General features: G+C 39.3%; 17 protein-coding genes and 1 pseudogene. 4 read left to right on the top strand and 14 right to left on the bottom strand.

Going from position 1 to position 18742, the window contains the following annotated elements:
• Genes nikR through glyS form a run of 13 tightly spaced genes read right to left on the bottom strand, consistent with a single transcriptional unit; the run spans position 1 to position 14348 of the window.
• Positions 1-450, bottom strand: a complete 450-nt coding sequence (gene nikR / locus OO773_RS01340) for a nickel-responsive transcriptional regulator NikR (RefSeq protein ID WP_006563952.1) — start codon at positions 448-450, stop codon at positions 1-3.
• A gap of 54 nt (positions 451-504) precedes the next feature.
• Positions 505-1356, bottom strand: coding sequence for a prolipoprotein diacylglyceryl transferase (gene lgt, locus OO773_RS01335; RefSeq protein WP_050780139.1), 852 nt, complete (start codon positions 1354-1356; stop codon positions 505-507).
• Positions 1340-2092: an RluA family pseudouridine synthase gene (locus tag OO773_RS01330; protein WP_006563950.1), complete on the bottom strand. Its 753-nt coding sequence runs from the start codon at positions 2090-2092 to the stop codon at positions 1340-1342. Before OO773_RS01330 ends, lgt begins: the two co-directional genes overlap by 17 nt.
• The gene (gene waaA, locus OO773_RS01325) at positions 2085-3194 is read right to left on the bottom strand and encodes a lipid IV(A) 3-deoxy-D-manno-octulosonic acid transferase (protein WP_247599786.1); all 1110 of its coding nucleotides are present in this window, start codon (positions 3192-3194) and stop codon (positions 2085-2087) included. Before waaA ends, OO773_RS01330 begins: the two co-directional genes overlap by 8 nt.
• A gap of 60 nt (positions 3195-3254) precedes the next feature.
• On the bottom strand, positions 3255-3986 hold the full coding sequence (locus OO773_RS01320) for a zinc ribbon domain-containing protein (protein ID WP_176485210.1): 732 nt from the start codon (positions 3984-3986) through the stop codon (positions 3255-3257).
• 1 nt (position 3987) lies between these two features.
• The gene (locus tag OO773_RS01315) at positions 3988-4743 is read right to left on the bottom strand and encodes a Nif3-like dinuclear metal center hexameric protein (protein ID WP_034376951.1); all 756 of its coding nucleotides are present in this window, start codon (positions 4741-4743) and stop codon (positions 3988-3990) included.
• Positions 4737-5618, bottom strand: coding sequence for a glycine--tRNA ligase subunit alpha (glyQ, locus tag OO773_RS01310; protein WP_040499068.1), 882 nt, complete (start codon positions 5616-5618; stop codon positions 4737-4739). The genes OO773_RS01315 and glyQ overlap by 7 nt, the downstream gene beginning before the upstream one ends.
• Positions 5619-5627: 9 nt before the next feature.
• The gene (locus OO773_RS01305; RefSeq protein ID WP_006563945.1) at positions 5628-6560 is read right to left on the bottom strand and encodes an NAD(P)H-dependent glycerol-3-phosphate dehydrogenase; all 933 of its coding nucleotides are present in this window, start codon (positions 6558-6560) and stop codon (positions 5628-5630) included.
• Between the two features lie 36 nt (positions 6561-6596).
• On the bottom strand, positions 6597-6890 hold the full coding sequence (locus tag OO773_RS01300; protein WP_006563944.1) for a DUF3240 family protein: 294 nt from the start codon (positions 6888-6890) through the stop codon (positions 6597-6599).
• The gene (locus OO773_RS01295) at positions 6890-9952 is read right to left on the bottom strand and encodes an efflux RND transporter permease subunit (protein WP_006563943.1); all 3063 of its coding nucleotides are present in this window, start codon (positions 9950-9952) and stop codon (positions 6890-6892) included. The genes OO773_RS01300 and OO773_RS01295 overlap by 1 nt, the downstream gene beginning before the upstream one ends.
• Positions 9952-11010 carry an efflux RND transporter periplasmic adaptor subunit gene (locus tag OO773_RS01290; RefSeq protein ID WP_040499070.1) on the bottom strand — a complete coding sequence of 353 codons (1059 nt, stop codon included), beginning with the start codon at positions 11008-11010 and terminating at the stop codon, positions 9952-9954. Before OO773_RS01290 ends, OO773_RS01295 begins: the two co-directional genes overlap by 1 nt.
• Before the next feature lie 2 nt (positions 11011-11012).
• Positions 11013-12269 (bottom strand): TolC family protein, encoded by a 1257-nt coding sequence (locus tag OO773_RS01285; protein WP_006563941.1) that lies wholly within the window; start codon positions 12267-12269, stop codon positions 11013-11015.
• A gap of 3 nt (positions 12270-12272) precedes the next feature.
• Positions 12273-14348, bottom strand: coding sequence for a glycine--tRNA ligase subunit beta (glyS, locus tag OO773_RS01280; RefSeq protein WP_231102889.1), 2076 nt, complete (start codon positions 14346-14348; stop codon positions 12273-12275).
• A gap of 154 nt (positions 14349-14502) precedes the next feature.
• Between glyS and OO773_RS01275 the strand changes: the two genes are divergently transcribed.
• The 4 genes from OO773_RS01275 to OO773_RS01260 are packed head-to-tail and all read left to right on the top strand — an operon-like array spanning position 14503 to position 17876.
• Positions 14503-15345, top strand: a complete 843-nt coding sequence (locus tag OO773_RS01275; RefSeq protein WP_232087230.1) for a hypothetical protein — start codon at positions 14503-14505, stop codon at positions 15343-15345.
• Between the two features lies 1 nt (position 15346).
• Positions 15347-16825 carry a 2,3-bisphosphoglycerate-independent phosphoglycerate mutase gene (gpmI, locus tag OO773_RS01270; protein ID WP_006563938.1) on the top strand — a complete coding sequence of 493 codons (1479 nt, stop codon included), beginning with the start codon at positions 15347-15349 and terminating at the stop codon, positions 16823-16825.
• A 14-nt stretch (positions 16826-16839) separates the two neighbouring features.
• Positions 16840-17718, top strand: coding sequence for a class 1 fructose-bisphosphatase (locus OO773_RS01265; RefSeq protein ID WP_034376107.1), 879 nt, complete (start codon positions 16840-16842; stop codon positions 17716-17718).
• Positions 17691-17876: a hypothetical protein gene (locus OO773_RS01260; RefSeq protein ID WP_073115334.1), complete on the top strand. Its 186-nt coding sequence runs from the start codon at positions 17691-17693 to the stop codon at positions 17874-17876. The genes OO773_RS01265 and OO773_RS01260 overlap by 28 nt, the downstream gene beginning before the upstream one ends.
• A 464-nt stretch (positions 17877-18340) precedes the next feature.
• Here the strand turns inward: OO773_RS01260 and OO773_RS01255 are convergent.
• Positions 18341-18718: pseudogene (locus tag OO773_RS01255) on the bottom strand (methyl-accepting chemotaxis protein); the annotation flags it as partial.
• Between the last annotated feature and the right edge of the window lie 24 nt (positions 18719-18742).

The raw sequence follows: 18742 nt of genomic DNA, 5'->3' as shown, positions 1-18742 counted from the left end.
CTAAGTATTTTGCTCAAAACTAGAGGCTTTGGTGAGCTTGGAAAATTTCACGCCCTTTAATCCTCCAATTTCTAAATGTAAATGCATGATGTCTGCCGGTTTGCCTCTTAAAATAATAGTCTCTAAGCAATTATTAGCATTTAGATGCACATGGGTAGTACACAAAATACTAATATGGCTTTCATGCTGGATATCAATCATTCTTTGGTTCAGTTCGCGTTGGTGGTGATCATAAATAATCACCAGCACAGCCACTGTTAAGCCGCCATTTACCTCAGATGTTTGTTCCTTAGACCAACTATCCTCCACCAGCCGCTCGCGGATCATATCCCGCACTAATTCTGAACGAGAAGAATAACCATTTCTAATAATGCGGTTATCTAACTCGTCTAAAAGATTTTGTTGCAAAGAGACGGAAAACCTGATAATGGCATCTTCTCTATGTTCCATGTCATCCTTTCCATGTAACCCTCGTTTTAAGATTAAGCCCGCATTTTAGCGCAATTAGCTAGATTTAGCAAGAGTTGGATTGGTGCGGGCAATATAGAGCCATAAAAGCGATGAAACAGCTATCATAGCAAAGCTTAACAGTTGTCCCATGCTTAAATGTCCCGCGTAATAACCTAGTTGGGCATCTGGCTCGCGGTAATATTCAGCACAAAAGCGCGCAACCGCATAAGCAAATCCATAAACCACCATGAGCATGCCATGTACCTTTGTAAAAGAGCGCGCTAAATGCACCACAACAAAGACGCAAAACCCTTCTAAGAATGCTTCAATGAGCTGGCTAGGGTAGCGTAAAGCGCCATTAACCACAATGCCTATAGATTTTCCAAAAGTATCCCCGGGAGGTACGACGCGCCCAAAAAGTTCTTGGTTTAAAAAATTACCAATACGCCCCAAAACATAGGCTAAAGGTAAACTCACCGCAATAAGGTCTAAATAAATTAAAAAATTTTGCCTTTTTACCTTACTAAAAATCCATGAGGCAACTAAAAAGCCTATTAATCCTCCGTGGTAGCTCATGCCTCTAATACCGATAAATTCCCCCTCATAAAAAGGGTTAAAAATTTGCCAAGGGGCTTTGAGATAATAAAGCGTATTTGGATCGTAGATTAAAATATAACCCAGTCTTGCGCCTAAAATCACCCCCAATTCTGCATAGAGAAAATAGCTTTCAAAATTAGCCTTGGAAATAGGAAAGCGTTTAGGGTCTGTTTTTAAAGCCCGCAAGGCCAAAGTAAGGGCTAGTAATAAAGCCCCTACATAGGCTAGACCATACCAATGAATAGGGATATTAAAGAAAGTAAAAGCCACAGGGCTAAAGTGGGTGTAAATTTCATTCCAATAACTCATGAAACTCCTTAAAATGGGGCGGAATGGGAGCGCTAAAGTGGTGCTCTAAAAGTGCTAGTTTATAAGCATGGAGAAAAAAGTGAGGGTTAGGCGATCCCCCATAAATGAGATCGCCTACAATGGGGTGGCCTATATGGCTTAAATGTGCTCTAATTTGGTGGGTGATTCCAGTTTCAATCACAACTTTTAAAAGCGTCTGTTGCTTTGTGTGATAGATAGGATAAAGATGTGTAATGGCCGGTTTGCCTTTTAAATCTACAAAGGTTTTTACAAAACCCTTATTAAAATGCATGTGGTTGGTACGCACACTTAAGGGCTGTGTGAGTGTTTTTGGCCTCTTAAGTATCCCCTCTATTAAAGCTAGATACTCTTTATAAACCTCTCTTTTCTTAAATGCAAGCAAAGCTTTTGTGTAAAATGTAGCTTGTGCGAGTAAAAGAAGACCACTCGTAGATTTGTCTAGGCGGTGTAAGAGTTTGTAGGGTTTGTGTTGTCTTTCTAAGGTGTAGCTATCTATATGGGTGGCTTTATTTAAAACTAATAGTTCTTGATCTTGATACAGTACATCTGTTTTTAAACACTCTTTGATATGAAAATGCGTATCTAAGGGGAATTTTTGGCGCGCTAGGGTTAGTCTTTTCCCTTGTAGACTCACTAATCCCATATCAATGTATTTTTTAGCCTGTTTGTGAGAAATATTGAGGTTTTTAGCTAAGATTTTATAGGCCTCAAGCATGAATCTCTCGCACTAATTCTTCTAAGTTATGATCTTGCGTATTGATATAGCTGGGTTTTAAAAGTACATGGGTAGCTAGAGTATTTACTAAGTCTTTAGCCTCTATTTTGGTGTAATTTTGCACATAAGCAAAAAGGGCTTCTTGGTTGAAAATATGAGGTCCAGTAATAAGCTTAGTTTTAAAAAAGGCAGGTTCAATAGGATTATGCCCCCCTAGTGGCACAAAAGATCCACCCAAAATCACCACATCTGCTAAAGCATAAAAATCATTCAAAACCCCCAAAACATCTAAAAGTACAATGCGCTCACTCCAATTAAGCCCGCTAGATAGACAAGTAAAGCCGGCTGTATGCTCTAATAGCGTTTTAACTTCTTTAAAGCGTTCGGGGTGTCTAGGGGCGATGAGTAATTTAGAATGCATATCTTTAAGGGCTAAAAAGGCCTTTAAAATCAAAATTTCCTCGCTTGGGTGGGTGCTAGCGGCTAAAAAAAGAGTGTTAGAGGGTTTAGTATAGTGTTTAGAGAGGCGGGGTAAATTAAAAATTTTTAGATTGGGGAATATAGAGATATGCATCGCCCCTAGGGATTTAAGCCGTTGTGCATCAATTAGACTTTGGGCATAAATATAATCAACTTGTTTAAAGAGGTGGGCATAAAAGCATTTAAATCGTTGGTAGCGTTTGTAAGAACGCGAGGAAATACGCGCATTAATCAAAAAGGTTTTAGCTCCTACTTTCTTGGCTAAGGCAAATACGCTATACCATAATTCTGCCTCCGTAACTACTAAGGCTTTTAAACCGGCTAAATCTTTCTGCCACAGGTACAACAAGGTCTCAAAAAGTAAAAAACGCACCTGCATTTTAGGGTAATTACTCGCAATTTTGCATGCTAGATCGTAGCCAGTTTGGGTGGTTGTGGTGAGTAAAATAGGGGTGGTTGTGAAGTGTTCTAAGAGTGTTTCTAAAGATTTGATCTCTCCAAAAGAGCAGGCATGAAACCACAAACTAGGCTTAAAATCTAAAGCATGCCCTTTGGCTAAAAAACGCGCCTTAAGCGAATGCTTGTATTTATCCTTTAGGCTAAGCAAACCCAAAAAGGGCATGGCTAAGATATGCCCTAAAGCAAGTAAAGCAAAATACACCGGTTTAAAAACGAAAAAACCTTAGGAGATTTTCACAGGTTCTTGGGTCTGTGAATCCACATATAAAATCCGCCCACAGTGAGGGCAGGTTAAAATATCGCTACTGTTTAAAATCTCTGCATAAGTGCGATCATTAATCCGGATAAAACACCCCCCACAAGCTTGTTTTTTCACAGAAACCACGCAAGTATTACCCGCCCAGCGGCGAATCCGCTCATAAAAGGCGATGAGTTTATGATCCATTTTTAAAGTCAGTTCTTGTTTTTGTTGCAAGATTTGCTGTTGGCGCGCCTTGAGCTCTGCGGTGTCTGTTTCTACCTTTTTTTCTAGTTCTCCAACTTGTTGTTCTAGTTCTAATAAAGCGGTACTAATTGATTCTTGTTGTTTATTTTTATGCTCAATTTCATTTTGCAGCCGTTCGATTTCTTTATTGGCTTGGTTGGCTCTTTCTTTAGTGATGTCCTCTTCAATCCCTAAAGAGCGCAGTTCGCGCTCAGATTTAACCTGAGAAATCTTTTTTTGGATACCATCAACTTTAATATTGGTTTCATGTAACATCTGTTCGTTTTTATGGATTTGTAAATTCAAAGCCACTTTTTCCTCTTCTAGCAAAGTTAGCTCGGCTTGTTTTTTATGCTTAAGAGCAATGGTTTTATCTAGATCAGCGCGTTTGGCTTTGATCAAAGGTTCTAGGGCTTGCATGTCTTTATCTAATTGAGAAATTTGGATTAATTGTGCTAAATGGGTGTTCATGTTAAACCTTAAAAATAAATGGATTTTTTGAGTCGCGTACTTTAACACACTTTGGTTTAGTTTGTGCCAAATAGGGTTGTAGCAAATTTTCTAGTAGGGGCGCAAAATATTTTTCACTTTCATAATGCGGGGTATTTAAAAGACTAATGCCCATACTCAAAGCATACATCGCATCGTGGTATTTAATATCCCCTGTGATGAGACATAGATTACTAAACGCCTCTTGGAGTTGGTATAGATAAGAACAGCCCGATCCACATATCACCGCTACTTTTGTGATTAAATCATTTCCTTTAACAAGCTCTAAATAAGATAGATTTAATTTAGCTTGTATATGGCTAGCTAATCTCTCTAAAGAAATAGGCTCAATATTGCCTATCAAAGCCATACCCTCCTCATGTAGATTGCTAAAACCTAGCATACGCGCAAAATGGGTGTTGAGGTGGGTTTTATCAAAATTAGTGTGCATGGCAATGAGTGCGCAAGATTTTACCAAGAGTTTAGAGGCGATATTGGCAGGATAAAAGGTGGGGTTAAAAGTTTTAATGGGTTTAAAAAATAAAGGGTGGTGGGTTAGAATGATCGTTTTTTCTGGTACTTCTCTAGCGATCTCTAAAGTGGCTTCTAAACTAATGGCGATATTTTCATAATCGCTTTCAAAGCTACCCAAATTTAAACCGCTATTATCCCAAGATTCTTGCAAATCAAAGGGTGAGAGTTGGTTTAAAAAATCATATAAAACTTTAAGGTTTAACATAAGACTCGTTTAATGCGCTCTTCTTCTTGTTCTTTGTATAAAACAGCGCAGGCTTTGGCTAGTTCGCGGATTTTTAAAATGCATTCTTGGCGTTTGGCAACAGATAGAGCTTTTCTGGCATCTAGCACATTAAAAAAATGCGTGCTTAACATCACAAAGTCATAAGCCACTAAGGGTAATTTTTGCTCTAAGCAATGTTTGGCTTCTACTTGGTTTTTAAGAAACATTTCTGTTAGAAAATCTAGGCTGGCATGAGTAAAATGGTAGTGGCTAAATTCGTATTCGCTTTCTAAATGCACGGCTTTATAATAAACTGGCTGGTTATCCTTAAAAGTCCAAATGATGTCTAAAATGGAATCAACTTTTTGGATATAAGTAGCCAAGCGCTCCACTCCGTAGGTGATTTCAATAGGCGTTGGATAACAAGCTAACCCCCCTACTTGTTGGAAATAGGTAAACTGTGTGATCTCCATGCCATCTAGCCACACCTCCCAACCTAGCCCCCAAGCCCCTAGAGTAGGTGATTCCCAGTTATCCTCAACAAAGCGCACATCATGTTTGCTAAAATCAATCCCTAAAGCCTGCAAACTTTGTAAATAAACTTCTTGGATATTTTTAGGGCTTGGCTTGATTACAACTTGGAATTGGTAATAACTACCCAAGCGATTAGGGTTCTGCCCATAGCGCCCATCTGTAGGCCGCCTAGAAGGGGCAACATAGGCCACACTCCAAGGGCTACTATCTAAACTTCTTAAAAGAGTGGCGGGGTGAAAAGTCCCTGCGCCTGCGGGAATATCATAGGGTTGTAATAAAATACAGCCCTGTTTATGCCAAAAACTTTGTAGTTCTAATAAAATATCTGAAAAAGTTAGCATCAAAGTCCTTTAGCGTTTGATTAAAGCCGTCATGCTCTCTAAAGGATTTTTACCCTCTAAGAGCAAATCTAATTCTTTAGCAATGGGGGCATGGATATTCTCATGGGTGGCAATTTCTACAATGGCCTTTGTTGTTTTAATCCCCTCAGCCACTTCTTGTAATTCCTCTACAATGCTAGCTAGACTCTTATACTGCGCTAAACCCAGCCCTACGCGGTAATTGCGCGAGAGTAAAGAATTAGCGGTTAAAAATAAATCCCCAGCCCCTGATAATCCTAAAAAAGTTTCTAGCTTGCCTCCAAAATGCACCCCAAAACGACTCATTTCCACCAGTCCACGCGATAAAAGAGAGGCCTTAGCCCCTTGCCCTAATTCTAACCCATCACACACCCCAGCCGCAATAGCAATCACATTTTTATAAGCCCCAGCAATTTCTCCTCCTCTAATATCATCTTGTACATAGGATCGGATAAAGGCGGGGAGTTGCTGTGCGAAAGTGTGGGCTAAAGTGGCGTTATTAGAATGAATGGCTAAAGCGCATGGCAAACTTGCCATGATCTCTCTAGCAAAGCTAGGCCCAGCTAGAAAACACAGATGATCTATAGGAATGAAATGTGTGGCTATATCGCTTACAAAATACCCCCCAATTTCTATTCCTTTGGAGGCCATTAAAACCTTAGCCGTATAGGGTAAATTTGCCTGCTCAAACCAAGCGCGCAGATGCTGTACACTAATGGCCACTACAAAGAGATCGGCTAATAAACCCTCCTGTGCTGGACACTGCAAAATCGGATCATGTCCTTTGAGTACAAGCCCTTTATTTAAAGGCATAAGTAGGGTTGTTAAATCGCGGCGTGAGACAATTTTTGTAGGGTTTTTATGCCCTAAGGCAAATGCTAACGCCCTTCCCCAAGCCCCTCCCCCAAAAACCGTAATGTCCATCTAGTTCCTTATATAAAGAGTGCATTTTAACATGTTTTAAGGCACAGATTTAGGGATAGAAGTTAGGGGGAGTAGATAAAAAGTTACCTCTTTTTTAAAGAGGCGCTGTACTTGCTCTAACAAAATGCTAGCCTCTTGTTCCTCCAGCAAAATTTTAAATAAGCCATAGTCTTTACGCCCGCTTACCTGTTCTTTCTCACTTGTTAAAAGCGAGGAGGTGGCGTATTTAAAACATTCAAAGAAATAAAAATCCTCATAGCCATGTTCAAAGAGGTGATCAACTAGCATGTCCTTAAGTTTTAAATCTGCATACATTTCTACTAAGATCACTACACTACCTTGATTTTTTTAGCCACCAGCATAAACATGGGCGGTAAAAGCAAGAGAATAAGAATGCTGGAGGTAACTAGCCCGCCTAAAACCACAATAGCTAGGGGTTTTTGCACTTCAGAACCCACGCCATGGGATAAAAGCAAAGGAATTAAACCTAAACCAGCAATACAAGCTGTCATTAAAACAGGGCGTAAACGCCGCTTAGCTCCCATAAACACCACCTCCTCTATGCTTTTACCTTGTTTGAGAAGTTCTTTAAAATAACCCACCATCACCACACCATTTAAAACCGCAATCCCAAAAAGCGCGATAAACCCTACACTAGCCGGTACAGAGAGGTATTCATGGCTAAGAAAAAGAGCGATGAGTCCACCAGTAATTGCAAAGGGGATATTAAGCAAAATGAGTAAGGATAGGGGTACACTTTTAAAGGTAAAGAATAGAATAAAAAAAATCACTAAAATACTTAGTGGGATCACGGTAGCAAGCCGTTTATTAGCTCTCTCTTGGTTTTCAAATTGCCCTCCATAAGTGATGAAATAATTAGGGGGTAATTGTACCTTAGCGCTAATTTTTTGTTGTACTTCTTTAACAAATCCGTCTAAATCCCGCCCTATTACATTGCTACGAACCACGCTTAAACGCTTGCTATCCTCGCGTACAATGGCCACAGGCCCATCAACTTCAGAAATGTTAGCAATAGAAGTAATGGGTACGGCAACTCCTCGAGTCGAGCTCATCTCTAAGCTCTTAATTAGGGCAGTATTAGTAGAAATCTCCTCTCTTTGGCGGATAATTACAGGGGTGCGCGAGATTCCTGTAGGGATAAATTCAACGATAATTCCCTCTAAAGCCGATTTAAGGAATTTAGAAAATTCATCGCTATTAATACCGACATTAGCCATAGCGTGCCGATCGGGGGTGATATAAAGATAATTCACGCCTTTATTAAGGGTTGTAAAAACTTCGCTAGAACCTTTAATGCCTTTGATGATCTCTACAATTTGTGCGCTTAGTTGGTTTAATTTATCTATATCCGCTCCAAAGATTTTAATGGCTAAATCCCCTCTTACTCCGGTAAGCATTTCAGAAACACGCATTTCAATAGGCTGGGTGAAGGCAAAATTAATCCCTTTATAATCCTCCAAACATGCTAGGATTTTATCTAGTAATTCTTGCTTGGTTTTAACCGACCATTGGCTTTTAGGAGTATAAGAAATAAACATATCGGTTTGGTTAAGCCCGCCTAAATCTAATCCTAATTCATCTGAACCGGTACGCGCTATTATAGCCTTAACTTCTTTGATATTTTTACGAATCGTTTTTTCAATCCGTAAAATCAAATCTTTAGATTGATCTAAAGAAATGGAAGGGACGCTTTCAATGCTTAATACACTACTCCCTTCATCTAAATTAGGCATGAAAGTTTTACCGATAAAAGGAAAGAGAGAAAGGCTAGAGATAAGAAAGATTACAGCACATACAAGCATGGTTTTGGGTTTTTTAAGGGCAAATTGTAAAGCTGGGGTGTAAATCCAATAAAAAAATCGGGTGAGTAAAGTTTCTTTGTGTGGCTGGACTTTAAGCACCATAGAACTAATCACAGGTATAACTGTAATAGCTAGCACTAGAGTGCCAAGTAGTGCAAAAACAATACCTTTAACTAAAGGCACAAACATTTTACCCTCAATGCCTTGTAAGGACATAATGGGTACAAAAAAAACGATGATGATTACAACCCCACTCACTACAGAAGGGGCAATTTCTTTAGAGGAGCGATAGATTGCATGTAGTTTCGTGGTGGTTTTGTTATGGCCTAATTTTTCAAAGGCATTCTCCACTACCACCACAGCCGAATCAATTAACATGCCAATAGCAATAATCAGCCCGCCTAAACTCATCAAATTTAAAGTCATGCCATTAAACTTAATTAAAATAAAGGCAACAGATAAACTTAAGGGTAAAATAACACCTACGGCTAGAGAAGCGCGGAAATTACCCAAGAATAAAAATAAGGTGATGATGATAAGAATAATAGCCTCAATGAGGGTTTTTGTAACGGTGTTGATGGCTTTTTGAGTGAATTCAGAACGATCGTAAAAAACATGGGTGTGCACCCCTGCAGGCAGTAGAGGCTTAATGTCTTGCTCAAGCTTTTTACGCACCTCTTTAATAATGGCGCTAGAATTACTCCCCTTGAGTGAAAGCACTAACCCCTCTGTTGTTTCATCAATCCCATTTTTAGTTACAAAGCCAAGACGCGTTCTATACTGGGTGATCACTCTAGCAAAATCTTTAATGTGTAAAAAACCTGTTGCAGTTGGGATTGTAATATCGCCAATTTCCTCAGGTGTGAGGGCAATGGTTTGAATCTTCACTAAATAAGTTTCTCCATTGCGATCTACTCTCCCTGCTCCACTATTGCTTAAATTGGCTTTAAGGGTTTTTTCTAAATCACTAATAGAAATACCTAGTCTTGCCATGTCGTTTAAATCAGGCACCACCACAAAGGCACGGCTAAACCCGCCAATAGAGTTAACATCAGCCACGCCCGGAATCGTGCGCAGTAGTGGGCGAATCACAAAATCTAGTAATTGCCGTTTGTCTACTCCGGGTAAATTCCCATCAATGGTAAACATGAAAATATCAGAAAGCGGGGTTACAATGGGGGCTATGCCGCCCTCTACATCATCGGGTAAATCAGGCATCACTAAGGCTAATTTTTCACTTACAATATTGCGGGCTAGATAAATATCCATGCTATCATCAAAATCAATCGTAATATCACAGATAGAGTACTTAGAGGTGCTGCGTAGGGATTTTTCTCCTTTTAAACCTAAGAGTTCTAACTCTAAAGGCCGTACCACATTATTTTCCATTTCCTCAGGGGAACTACCGGGCAATTTGAGAATGATTTTAACTTGAGTAGGCGCCATGTCCGGGAAAGCATCTACTGGGGTGGTTAAAAAACTATAAAGCCCAAAGAGAAGGAGTAAAAAAGCGCAAATAATAATAATGACTCGTTGTCTGAGAGAAAATTCAATCAGCGAGGCTAGCATTAATCATCTCCAAGATGATTAATAATGCCTTTTAAACTAACTAGAGATCCGGTAGCCACTTTTGCTTGGGGGCTTATATTTTTATCACTCACCACAAAGGTAAGGCTGCGCTCTTCAATCACTTTTATAACGGTGGGCATGAAACCTTTTTTTGTGCGTACAAAGACCAAATAATCTTGGTTGTTTTTAATAACAGCATTAGAAGGGATAAACAAGGAATTTTTAGGCTTAGTGCCCTCCACATAAACATCAATCATTTCTCCTACATGGAAATGGCCTTTGGTGATAAATGCTATGGCTAAAATGGTGTTAGAACTTTTATCTAACACGACAGAAATACTTTGAATCACCCCAATAATGTTGCCATCATCATCAAAAACTCTAGACCCTTTTTTGATATAGCGCGCAAGGCCTACGGATAATTTAATGCGCGCGATTAGATCGTTATTTTTTGAGATGCGGATATAGGTGGTGAAGGGTAAAATCTTTTCGCCTAAAACTTTAGGGGCGATAGAGAGAATCCCGCTATTACGGGCGATGATACGAAAACCATGCGATCCTAAAGGGTTTGCTGGATCGATTCCAAAGTTTTTAAAGGTGGTTTCTAATTGGTGTACCCGTAAACTCATTTCTTGACTCATTAAATGGCTATTTTGATACTCTCTTTTAGCGATCACACCTTGTTTGTAAAGACTGCGATCCTTTGTACTCACATCTAAGGCTACCTTGAGTTTGTTTTTATTGTTTTGTAACTCAAAATATAAATTGCTTAAATCAATAGAACTAATCTCACAAATCAAATCGCCTCTTTTGACAAATTCGCCTTCGCTTTTATAAATAGCCGTTACCGTCGCATTAAAGCCTAAACTTTGAATCACCGTGTGTTTGAGATTAAAATTATTAAAGTCAATGTAGGCGTTAAAGGGCAATCCACGGGTTGCAAATTTTTGATCTAAAGACACCACTTTAATACCCAAGCTATCAATCTGCTTTTGGGTTAAAATGATTTCATCATAGGCTTTAAGAGAGACAAAAAGCAACAAGGCTAAAACCAAAATTCTCAATAGGCGCTTCCTATGTGTGTCAGGGTCTCTCCTAAAGTTTCTTCTAATAAAGCTGTGATGTTAACATATTCTATTCTAGCCTCAGCTAGAGCAATTAAAGCATCCATGTAGGCATTTTGATAAAAAAGATACTCAAATAAACCAATCTTTTGGGCTTCATAAGCCACTCTTCCCATTTCCATAAGTTTGGCTTTATTATCAATGGCATCAATTTGGATTCGGATATATTTTTCTTTGGTTTCTAATTGGTTGAGGTAGGCATTTGCATTAATGTGGATATTGCGTTTCATAACTTCATTTTGAGCACGCGTACCATTCTCTAATGCCATGAATTTGCGTTTAAGATGGATATTTTTAGGCGTTACAGGCAAGGGAATATAAAACTCCATAGATAAATTAGTGGCTGAGTTATAACTTTCTGAACCCAAGCCAAATTCAAAGTTTTGGAAAACATTGCGATTAGCCAAATTAGCATTTACTCGGTAATCTTTAGCGGCTAGATCAAGGATTTCTACATAAAGCGATCGTTGTAACACCCGTTCTAAAGCATGTTCGCCCAAATGCACATATTCAAATTTTAACCCAGAAATCCTTAACGCGTGTTTTTTGTCTAAAAAAATACCAAAATCAGAACCCCGCTCTACTGGATCTACAATGGCTAGCATCGTATTTAGCATGCGTTCTTGGTTGATAATGAGGGTTTCTGTGTTGATCTTGGCTAGTTTGGATTCTAAATAAGAGTTTTTAAAGTTGATATAATCCTTCTTAGACATACTCCCTGCTGCAACTTTGCTTTTAGCAGCATTAAGCTGGGATAAAAAAATTTGCTCTCTACGGGAATAGACATTGTATTTTTCAATATTAAGAATATAATTTAAATACAGCCTTTTAGCTCCAATGAAAGCCAAATTACGGCTTAACTCATAACTCTTGCGGTACTGCACATTCTTAATAGATAAACTTCTAGCTAGCAAACGACTCACCCATGGGAGTTTAGGCTTGATCATTAAAACCGTTCTGGGTTGGGGTTCTGCGATGCCTTGGTAGTTTCTAACAATAGAGGTTTCATTAGAAATAAAGGGAAAATCCCAAGAATTAGTAGACTTTTGCTCCTCTAAAAGACTAATGAAAGTGGCCTTTTTTTGGATAAGTTCCATAGAGTTATGTTCTACTCGTTTGTAAAACTCTTCTAAGGAGAGGGTACGGGCATTTAAACATGCTAGTAAAAATCCTAAAATAAGAAGAGTGCGCACAGTCTATAAAGCTTTGGCTTCAGCCACACCTAAAAACGCGCGATAAACTAACCACAATAACCCTTTACGGTTATGCTGGATACGCTGGTTAGCATCATTGACAAGTACGCGATCAAAAAACACCTCTAAAGGCTCTTTTAACGCAAAAAGCGCATGGATTTTATCCTGTAAAGAGTCAAAATGTGTAGCTTCTAGCTGATGATAGGCTGTAAATAAATCCACTTCACTTGAATCTATAAAGAGTTCTGGATCAACTGGTTTTGTATCCTTGTAATCTTGTGTAATATTAGCCACTCGTTTAAATACGGCCACAAATTCTTTAGTCTGTGTTTTTTCAAAAAAAGCTACAAGAGCCCGGACTTTGGCATCAATTTGGCAGATTTCATAATCTCCTTGATTGAGGGTTTCAATGCCTTGTAAAACTCCCTTATACAAGTTAGGATAAAAATTAGGAATAGTGGATAAAACATGGAGAAAACGCTCTAGTATAAAATCTCTTAATATTTTGACATCAAAGGGTTTATAGCCTAGATTTTGTAAAGCTAGTAAATCGCTTTCTAAATTAAAAGGTATTTGGTACTGCAAACAAATACGCAAAACCCCATTACAGCTACGGCGCAAGGCAAAGGGGTCTTTAGAACCTGTGGGGATTTTTCCAATACTAAAAAGAGAAAGCAGACTATCTAGTTTATGGCTTAAAGACACCAAAGCGCCTAGTAAAGTTGTAGGGAGGGGCGTATTTTCAGCGGTGGGTAAATACTGTTCTTTAATGGCCATGCAAATAGCGAGGGGGTAACCATGGTGTTTAGCATAATAAGAACCCATTACCCCTTGTAATTCTGGAAATTCATAAACCACTTCACTGAGTAGATCAATTTTAGCTAGACTTAAAGCCTCTAATACTTGCTCTTCTTCTATCTCTAACATGAATTTTTGCACTAAATAGCGCGCGATTTGTTGTTCTCGTTTGATTTTATCTTTCAAACTCCCAAGACCTTGTATAAAGGCAATTTGATCTAAAGCATGCGCGCATTGTTTAAAATTAAAGGGCTTATTTAAATCGTTATAATAAAAAAACATCGCATCACTCAAACGCGCCCTTAGAACTTTTTCATTACCCACAATGATCTCTGTAAAATCTTGTACATGGATTAGAGGCGTGTTACTCACCACAATAAAGCCATTATTTAAAACACCTCCCCTAAAGGTTGCAAAATAGCGTTGGTGCTCTTGCATGGAAGTGGTGATGATCTCAGCAGGCAGTTCTAAAAATTTAGCATCAAATTGCCCGTATAAAGCTGTGGGGTAGGAGGTGATAGCGATGATTTCCTCTAATAAATCCGGATTAATCTGTACCTCTATTTGGTGGTGTTGTTCTAAAAGGCGGATTTCTGTAAGGATTTTTTCACGCCGCTCTTTAGGGTCTAAAAGCACTAAACCCTCTTTGAGTACTCCAAAATAATGCTCAACACTGGGGGTTTTTAAATAATCAAAGCTCTTTGCAAAGTGAAGTTTTGTCGCTCGTTTATCACTACAAGCAAAGGTTTGCATGCACGCGCTTAAATCAATCACTTGGTTATTAAAAATCACGCAGATATTGTGGATAGGGCGGATAAAACGCGCGCGCACATCTCCCCATGCCATGCTTTTACCAAAATCTAAAGATTTAAGAAAGTTTAGTAGTAGCGTATCTAAGAGAGTGGCCGTTTGTTTGCTAGGTGTTGTGGTGGTGGCGTATAAAACTTCTTTTGCTCCCTTTGTAGCGGTTTGTAGAGCCACTGTAGGGTCTAGGTGGAGTTTTTGATAAAAATTTTGCCCGATAGCATTTAGAGTATTCCCATCCATACCCACATTTAAAGGAGGTCCGAAGTGTTCTTGGGTGTGGGTTGGAGTCTCTGTGGGGAAATCTGGAGCGTATAAAACTAGGCGTGTAGGGGTATAATAAAAATCAGTCTGACTTGTTAAATCATATTCTTCTAAGACAGAGCGCCATTTGTCTTTTAAATGCATAAATTCCTGCAAGAGAGGCTTAGCTGGCATCTCTTCTAAGAGAATTTCAACGAGTAAAGCTTGATTCAAGTAAGCTCCTATTGTGGTTCTATAGCGGTCATCTGTATTTTATGCTGATCAAGGGTTACTTATGCTAAGATTATATCAAAATAAAATGAAAAACTCTTAATGAGGTTTTAGTATGGAGTGTAGGGTGGGTGCTTTTTGTAAAGGTGTTTTATTTGTGTCATTTTGTTTTGCGGGTGTCCTTTTTGCAAAAAAAGCTACTTTAGCCGAGTGTGTTGACCCGCGCAACTTCACCCCCGCGCAAAAACAGGTTTTAGTGTATGCCTACCGCTATGGTTTAAAAGATAATTTAGGCTATGAACTAGCTGCTATTGCTTGGAAAGAATCTTGTGCGGGTATGTACCGGGTAAATTTTAATGAACCAAGCGCAGGGATTTACCACGCCTATATCCCCCATGTACTTAAACTCTACAATGAACGCGATACGAGTTTTATGCAAGGTGTTTATGGGGATTTACTCATTAAAGATCAAAATTTTGCCTCCCGCGTGGCTTTAGATACTTTAGTTAGCTGGAAGCGCATTAACAAGGGGAATTTAAAAGACATGATTAAATCCTATCATAGGGGTTTGCGCTGGCAAAAGAGTGAACACTTTGATCAGATGGCTAATGAATACTACGAGGATATAGTGGCTAAAATTAAAACCCTGCAAAGTGTGATGCCTGCCTTAGAGGAGGCAGTGGATTCTACAAAAAAATCTGCGCCTAAACCTATACCAGCAATCCACCATGAGGAGATCCACCATGAAAACCCAATCCGGCCAGAACCTAAGATTATTCAGTCTAAAGCTCTTCCTAAAATTGCCCTAAATACAGCCCATTCTACCCATAAATCTCTATCTAGTCGCAAAAGACAAAAAAGTAGACCTCATTACTCTAACACCCCCCAAAAGCCCCAACACAGCACCACCACACACCCACAACCATCATCAGGAAAAACCCCTAAAAATAGCAAAGATGCTAATTCCATTATTCTAATGCAAGAATCTCCGGTCTTTTAAAATGCAAAAAACCCTTCTAATTATCACCGATGGAGTCGGGCATAACCCTGAATCTGAGGGCAATGCTTTTTTCCATGCTAAAAAACCCACCTATGATTGGATGTTTGCTAATATCCCTCATAGCTTGCTTAAAACACATGGTTTAAGTGTGGGCTTACCTGAGGGGCAAATGGGTAATTCAGAAGTGGGGCATATGTGTATAGGGGCTGGGCGCGTACTTTATCAAGATTTAGTCAAGATTTCTAAGGCTTTTGCAGAAGATAAAATGGAGGAAAATTTAGCGCTAAAGAGTGTTACAGATCACACCCAAACTGTGCATGTCATCGGTTTAATGAGCGATGGGGGCGTGCATGCCCATATTGATCATCTCATGAGCATGGCTTTACTCTTAGAAAGATTGGATAAAAAAGTATATTTGCACCTTATTAGCGATGGGCGTGATGTACTGCCACAAAGCGCGCTAGAGTACTTAAATATGATTCTTTCAATTTGTAATGAGAATATTAGGATTGCCACCCTCTCAGGGCGTTTTTTTGCTATGGATCGTGATAAACGCTACGATCGCATTTTTAAAGCTTATATGAGTATTGTCCATGCTAGCAATAAAACAGAATTTACTCCAGAGCGCTACATCAAAGAGATGTATTATCAAGGGATTAGCGATGAATTTATAGAACCGGTGAGTTTTAAAGAATACAGCGGTATGTTTGATGGGGACGGGGTTATTATGATCAATTTTAGAAGCGATCGCATGCGCGAGCTCACTCAGGTTTTAGGGGGGGATTTAGAAGTCTTTAAAGACTCTGTAAGAGAAGCACCAAAACTTTACATCGCCACCATGACGGCTTATAGTTCTGATTTTCCCTACCCGGTACTTTTTTCTAAACCAGATATTCAAAATACCCTAGCTCAGGTTGTATCTAGCGCTAATCTTAGCCAAGTACATATTGCTGAGACGGAAAAATATGCCCATGTGAGTTTTTTTATCAATGGAGGCATTGAAACCCCCTTTTTAAATGAAGAGCGGATTTTAATCCCTAGCCCTAAGGTTAAAACCTACGATTTAGTCCCTGAAATGAGCGCTTTTAAAGTAGCCGATGCGGTGTGTGCTAGCATGCAAGAGGGTAAGGATTTAATCATTGTTAATTTTGCTAATGGGGATATGGTTGGCCATACGGGTAATTTTAAGGCTAGTGTTTTAGCTATAGAAGCACTAGATAAAGCCTTAGCGCAAGTTATACAACTTGCTAAAAAATTAGATTATGCTATGCTTTTAACTAGCGATCATGGCAACTGTGAACAAATGCACACCAAAGAGGGGCAAATGCTTACCAATCATAGCACTAATGAAGTGTATTGTTTTGTCATGGGCAAGGGTGTTACGCGTGTTAAACATGGAGGGCTTAATAATGTCGCAGCCAGTGTACTTAAATTAATGGGTTTGCCCATTCCTGAGTCAATGGACGCGCCTTTATTTTAACCAAAGGACACTGTATGCAAACAGAGATTTTACAAGCCCTGCGCTCTTTAGCCCCTAAAATTTATCAGGCTATCAAAAAGGGGGATACTAGCTATACAGAAGGGTATAACCCAACAGCAGATAGACAATTAGCCATAGATTTGGCCGTAGATGCGCTTATTTTTGAAACTCTTATGGGTTTAAAAAGTGTGGGGGGGGTGATGAGTGAGGAAAGAGAAGAGGCGCACTATAAAGATTTAGGGGATTTTTTAGTGGCTTTTGATCCTTTAGATGGTTCTAGTGTGGTGGGGGCTAATTTCTTGGTGGGGAGTATTTTTAGCATATATGCACGCACCCCTCTTGGCTTTAAAGACTCACAAATAGGCCAAAAAGTCCAAATGGCTGCTTATATTCTTTACGGGGCTAAATTAGAGTTAGTGATCTCTATAGATAAACAAGTACAGCACGAATTATACGATGAGTACCAGCAAATCTGGGTTAAAAAAGGCGATCTAAAACTCCAAGAAAAAGGTAAAAACATCGCACCCGGTGGTAGTTGGCAGTATTTTACTCAAGAATATAAGGCATTTTTAGATCATTTTTTTAAACAAGGGTATCGCTTGCGCTATAGTGGGAGTATGGTAGCTGATGTCCACCACCTTTTAACTAGGGAGGGGGGGATATTTTGTTACCCCTCTACTTATGATGCGCCACAAGGTAAGTTGCGTAAACTTTTTGAAGTCTATCCTTTAGCTTTTATTGTAGAAAATGCAGGCGGGGAGGGCAGTGATGGGAATACAAGACTTTTAAACACCTCTTTAGAAGAGTTGCATGCCAAAAGCCCTTGTTTTTTAGGTTCTAAAGTAGAAATGCAGGTGTTACCAACATGGCAGAATCATTTGAAACAAAGCTAGAAACCTGTTTATCAAAAGTACAGGCCTGTCAGGAAAGAAAGGGCAAAAAATCCTGTTTGCAGTGTAGTTTGGTCTTGGATTGTCCGGATCGAAAAGCCTATGTACAGAGTGTGTATACAAGCATGAATAAAGGACAAGAGGGCAATTTTGATTTTTGATAAACTCTCTTATAAGAAATTTTCTAAAATCCACTCTAGACTTCTTATTTAGCTAGTTTCCCCCTAGTTTGCCACACTATTTTATAGAAAAATATACAAAACCCGGGGATATTGTTTAGATCTATTCTGTGGGCGCGGCACAAGTGTTTTAGAAGGCTGTCGTTTAGGTCGGATTGGTGTAGGTAACGATCTAAGCCCTCTAGCTTTTTGTTTGAGTAAAGCCAAGTTTTGAAAAGATTAAGAGAGTTAAATAGCACGTCTTGCCCACCTAGCATCCATCAAGTAGACCCTAATATTAAAATGCTTTTAAACCTTTAGTTTTTCACCCACATACATCAAAAAATACATAGCAAAACACCACCTTAAAGCTCCCTTTTACACAAACTCTTTAATAGAGAGATTTTAAAACCCGGTGGCCGTGCTGTGTAATCATTGTTTAAAAAAGATAGAGGAAAAGATTAGGGCTAAACCCCCATTCTTTGTGCGACTCGATCGCTAGCTGCCTTGATTTTCTCCATTAAATTTTTAGTCTCATAGGAGAGATCCACAGTCTTTTGGGATTCTTGCGTACCAGCGGTAATATCGGTTACCACTTGGGAGGTGATCTCGCGGATTTGGCCAATGATAGCAGAAATTTCAGTTACTGATTTTCCCGTGCGCTCGGCAAGTTTTCTCACCTCATCAGCCACCACCGCAAACCCGCGTCCATGTTCGCCTGCGCGCGCGGCTTCAATAGCAGCATTGAGGGCTAATAAGTTTGTTTGATCGGCGACATCTTTAATCGTCTGTGTGATTGTAGAAATAGAGTCAGACTGGGCGCTAAGGGTGTTGACTAAATTGCTATTGTTTTTCATGGTGTTAGCGAC

It is taken from the genome of Helicobacter suis HS1 (assembly GCF_026000295.1).
Taxonomy (GTDB): Bacteria; Campylobacterota; Campylobacteria; order Campylobacterales; family Helicobacteraceae; genus Helicobacter; species Helicobacter suis.
The sequence above is the reverse complement of the archived record's forward strand: the minus strand, read 5'-3'. Positions and strand labels throughout refer to the sequence as shown.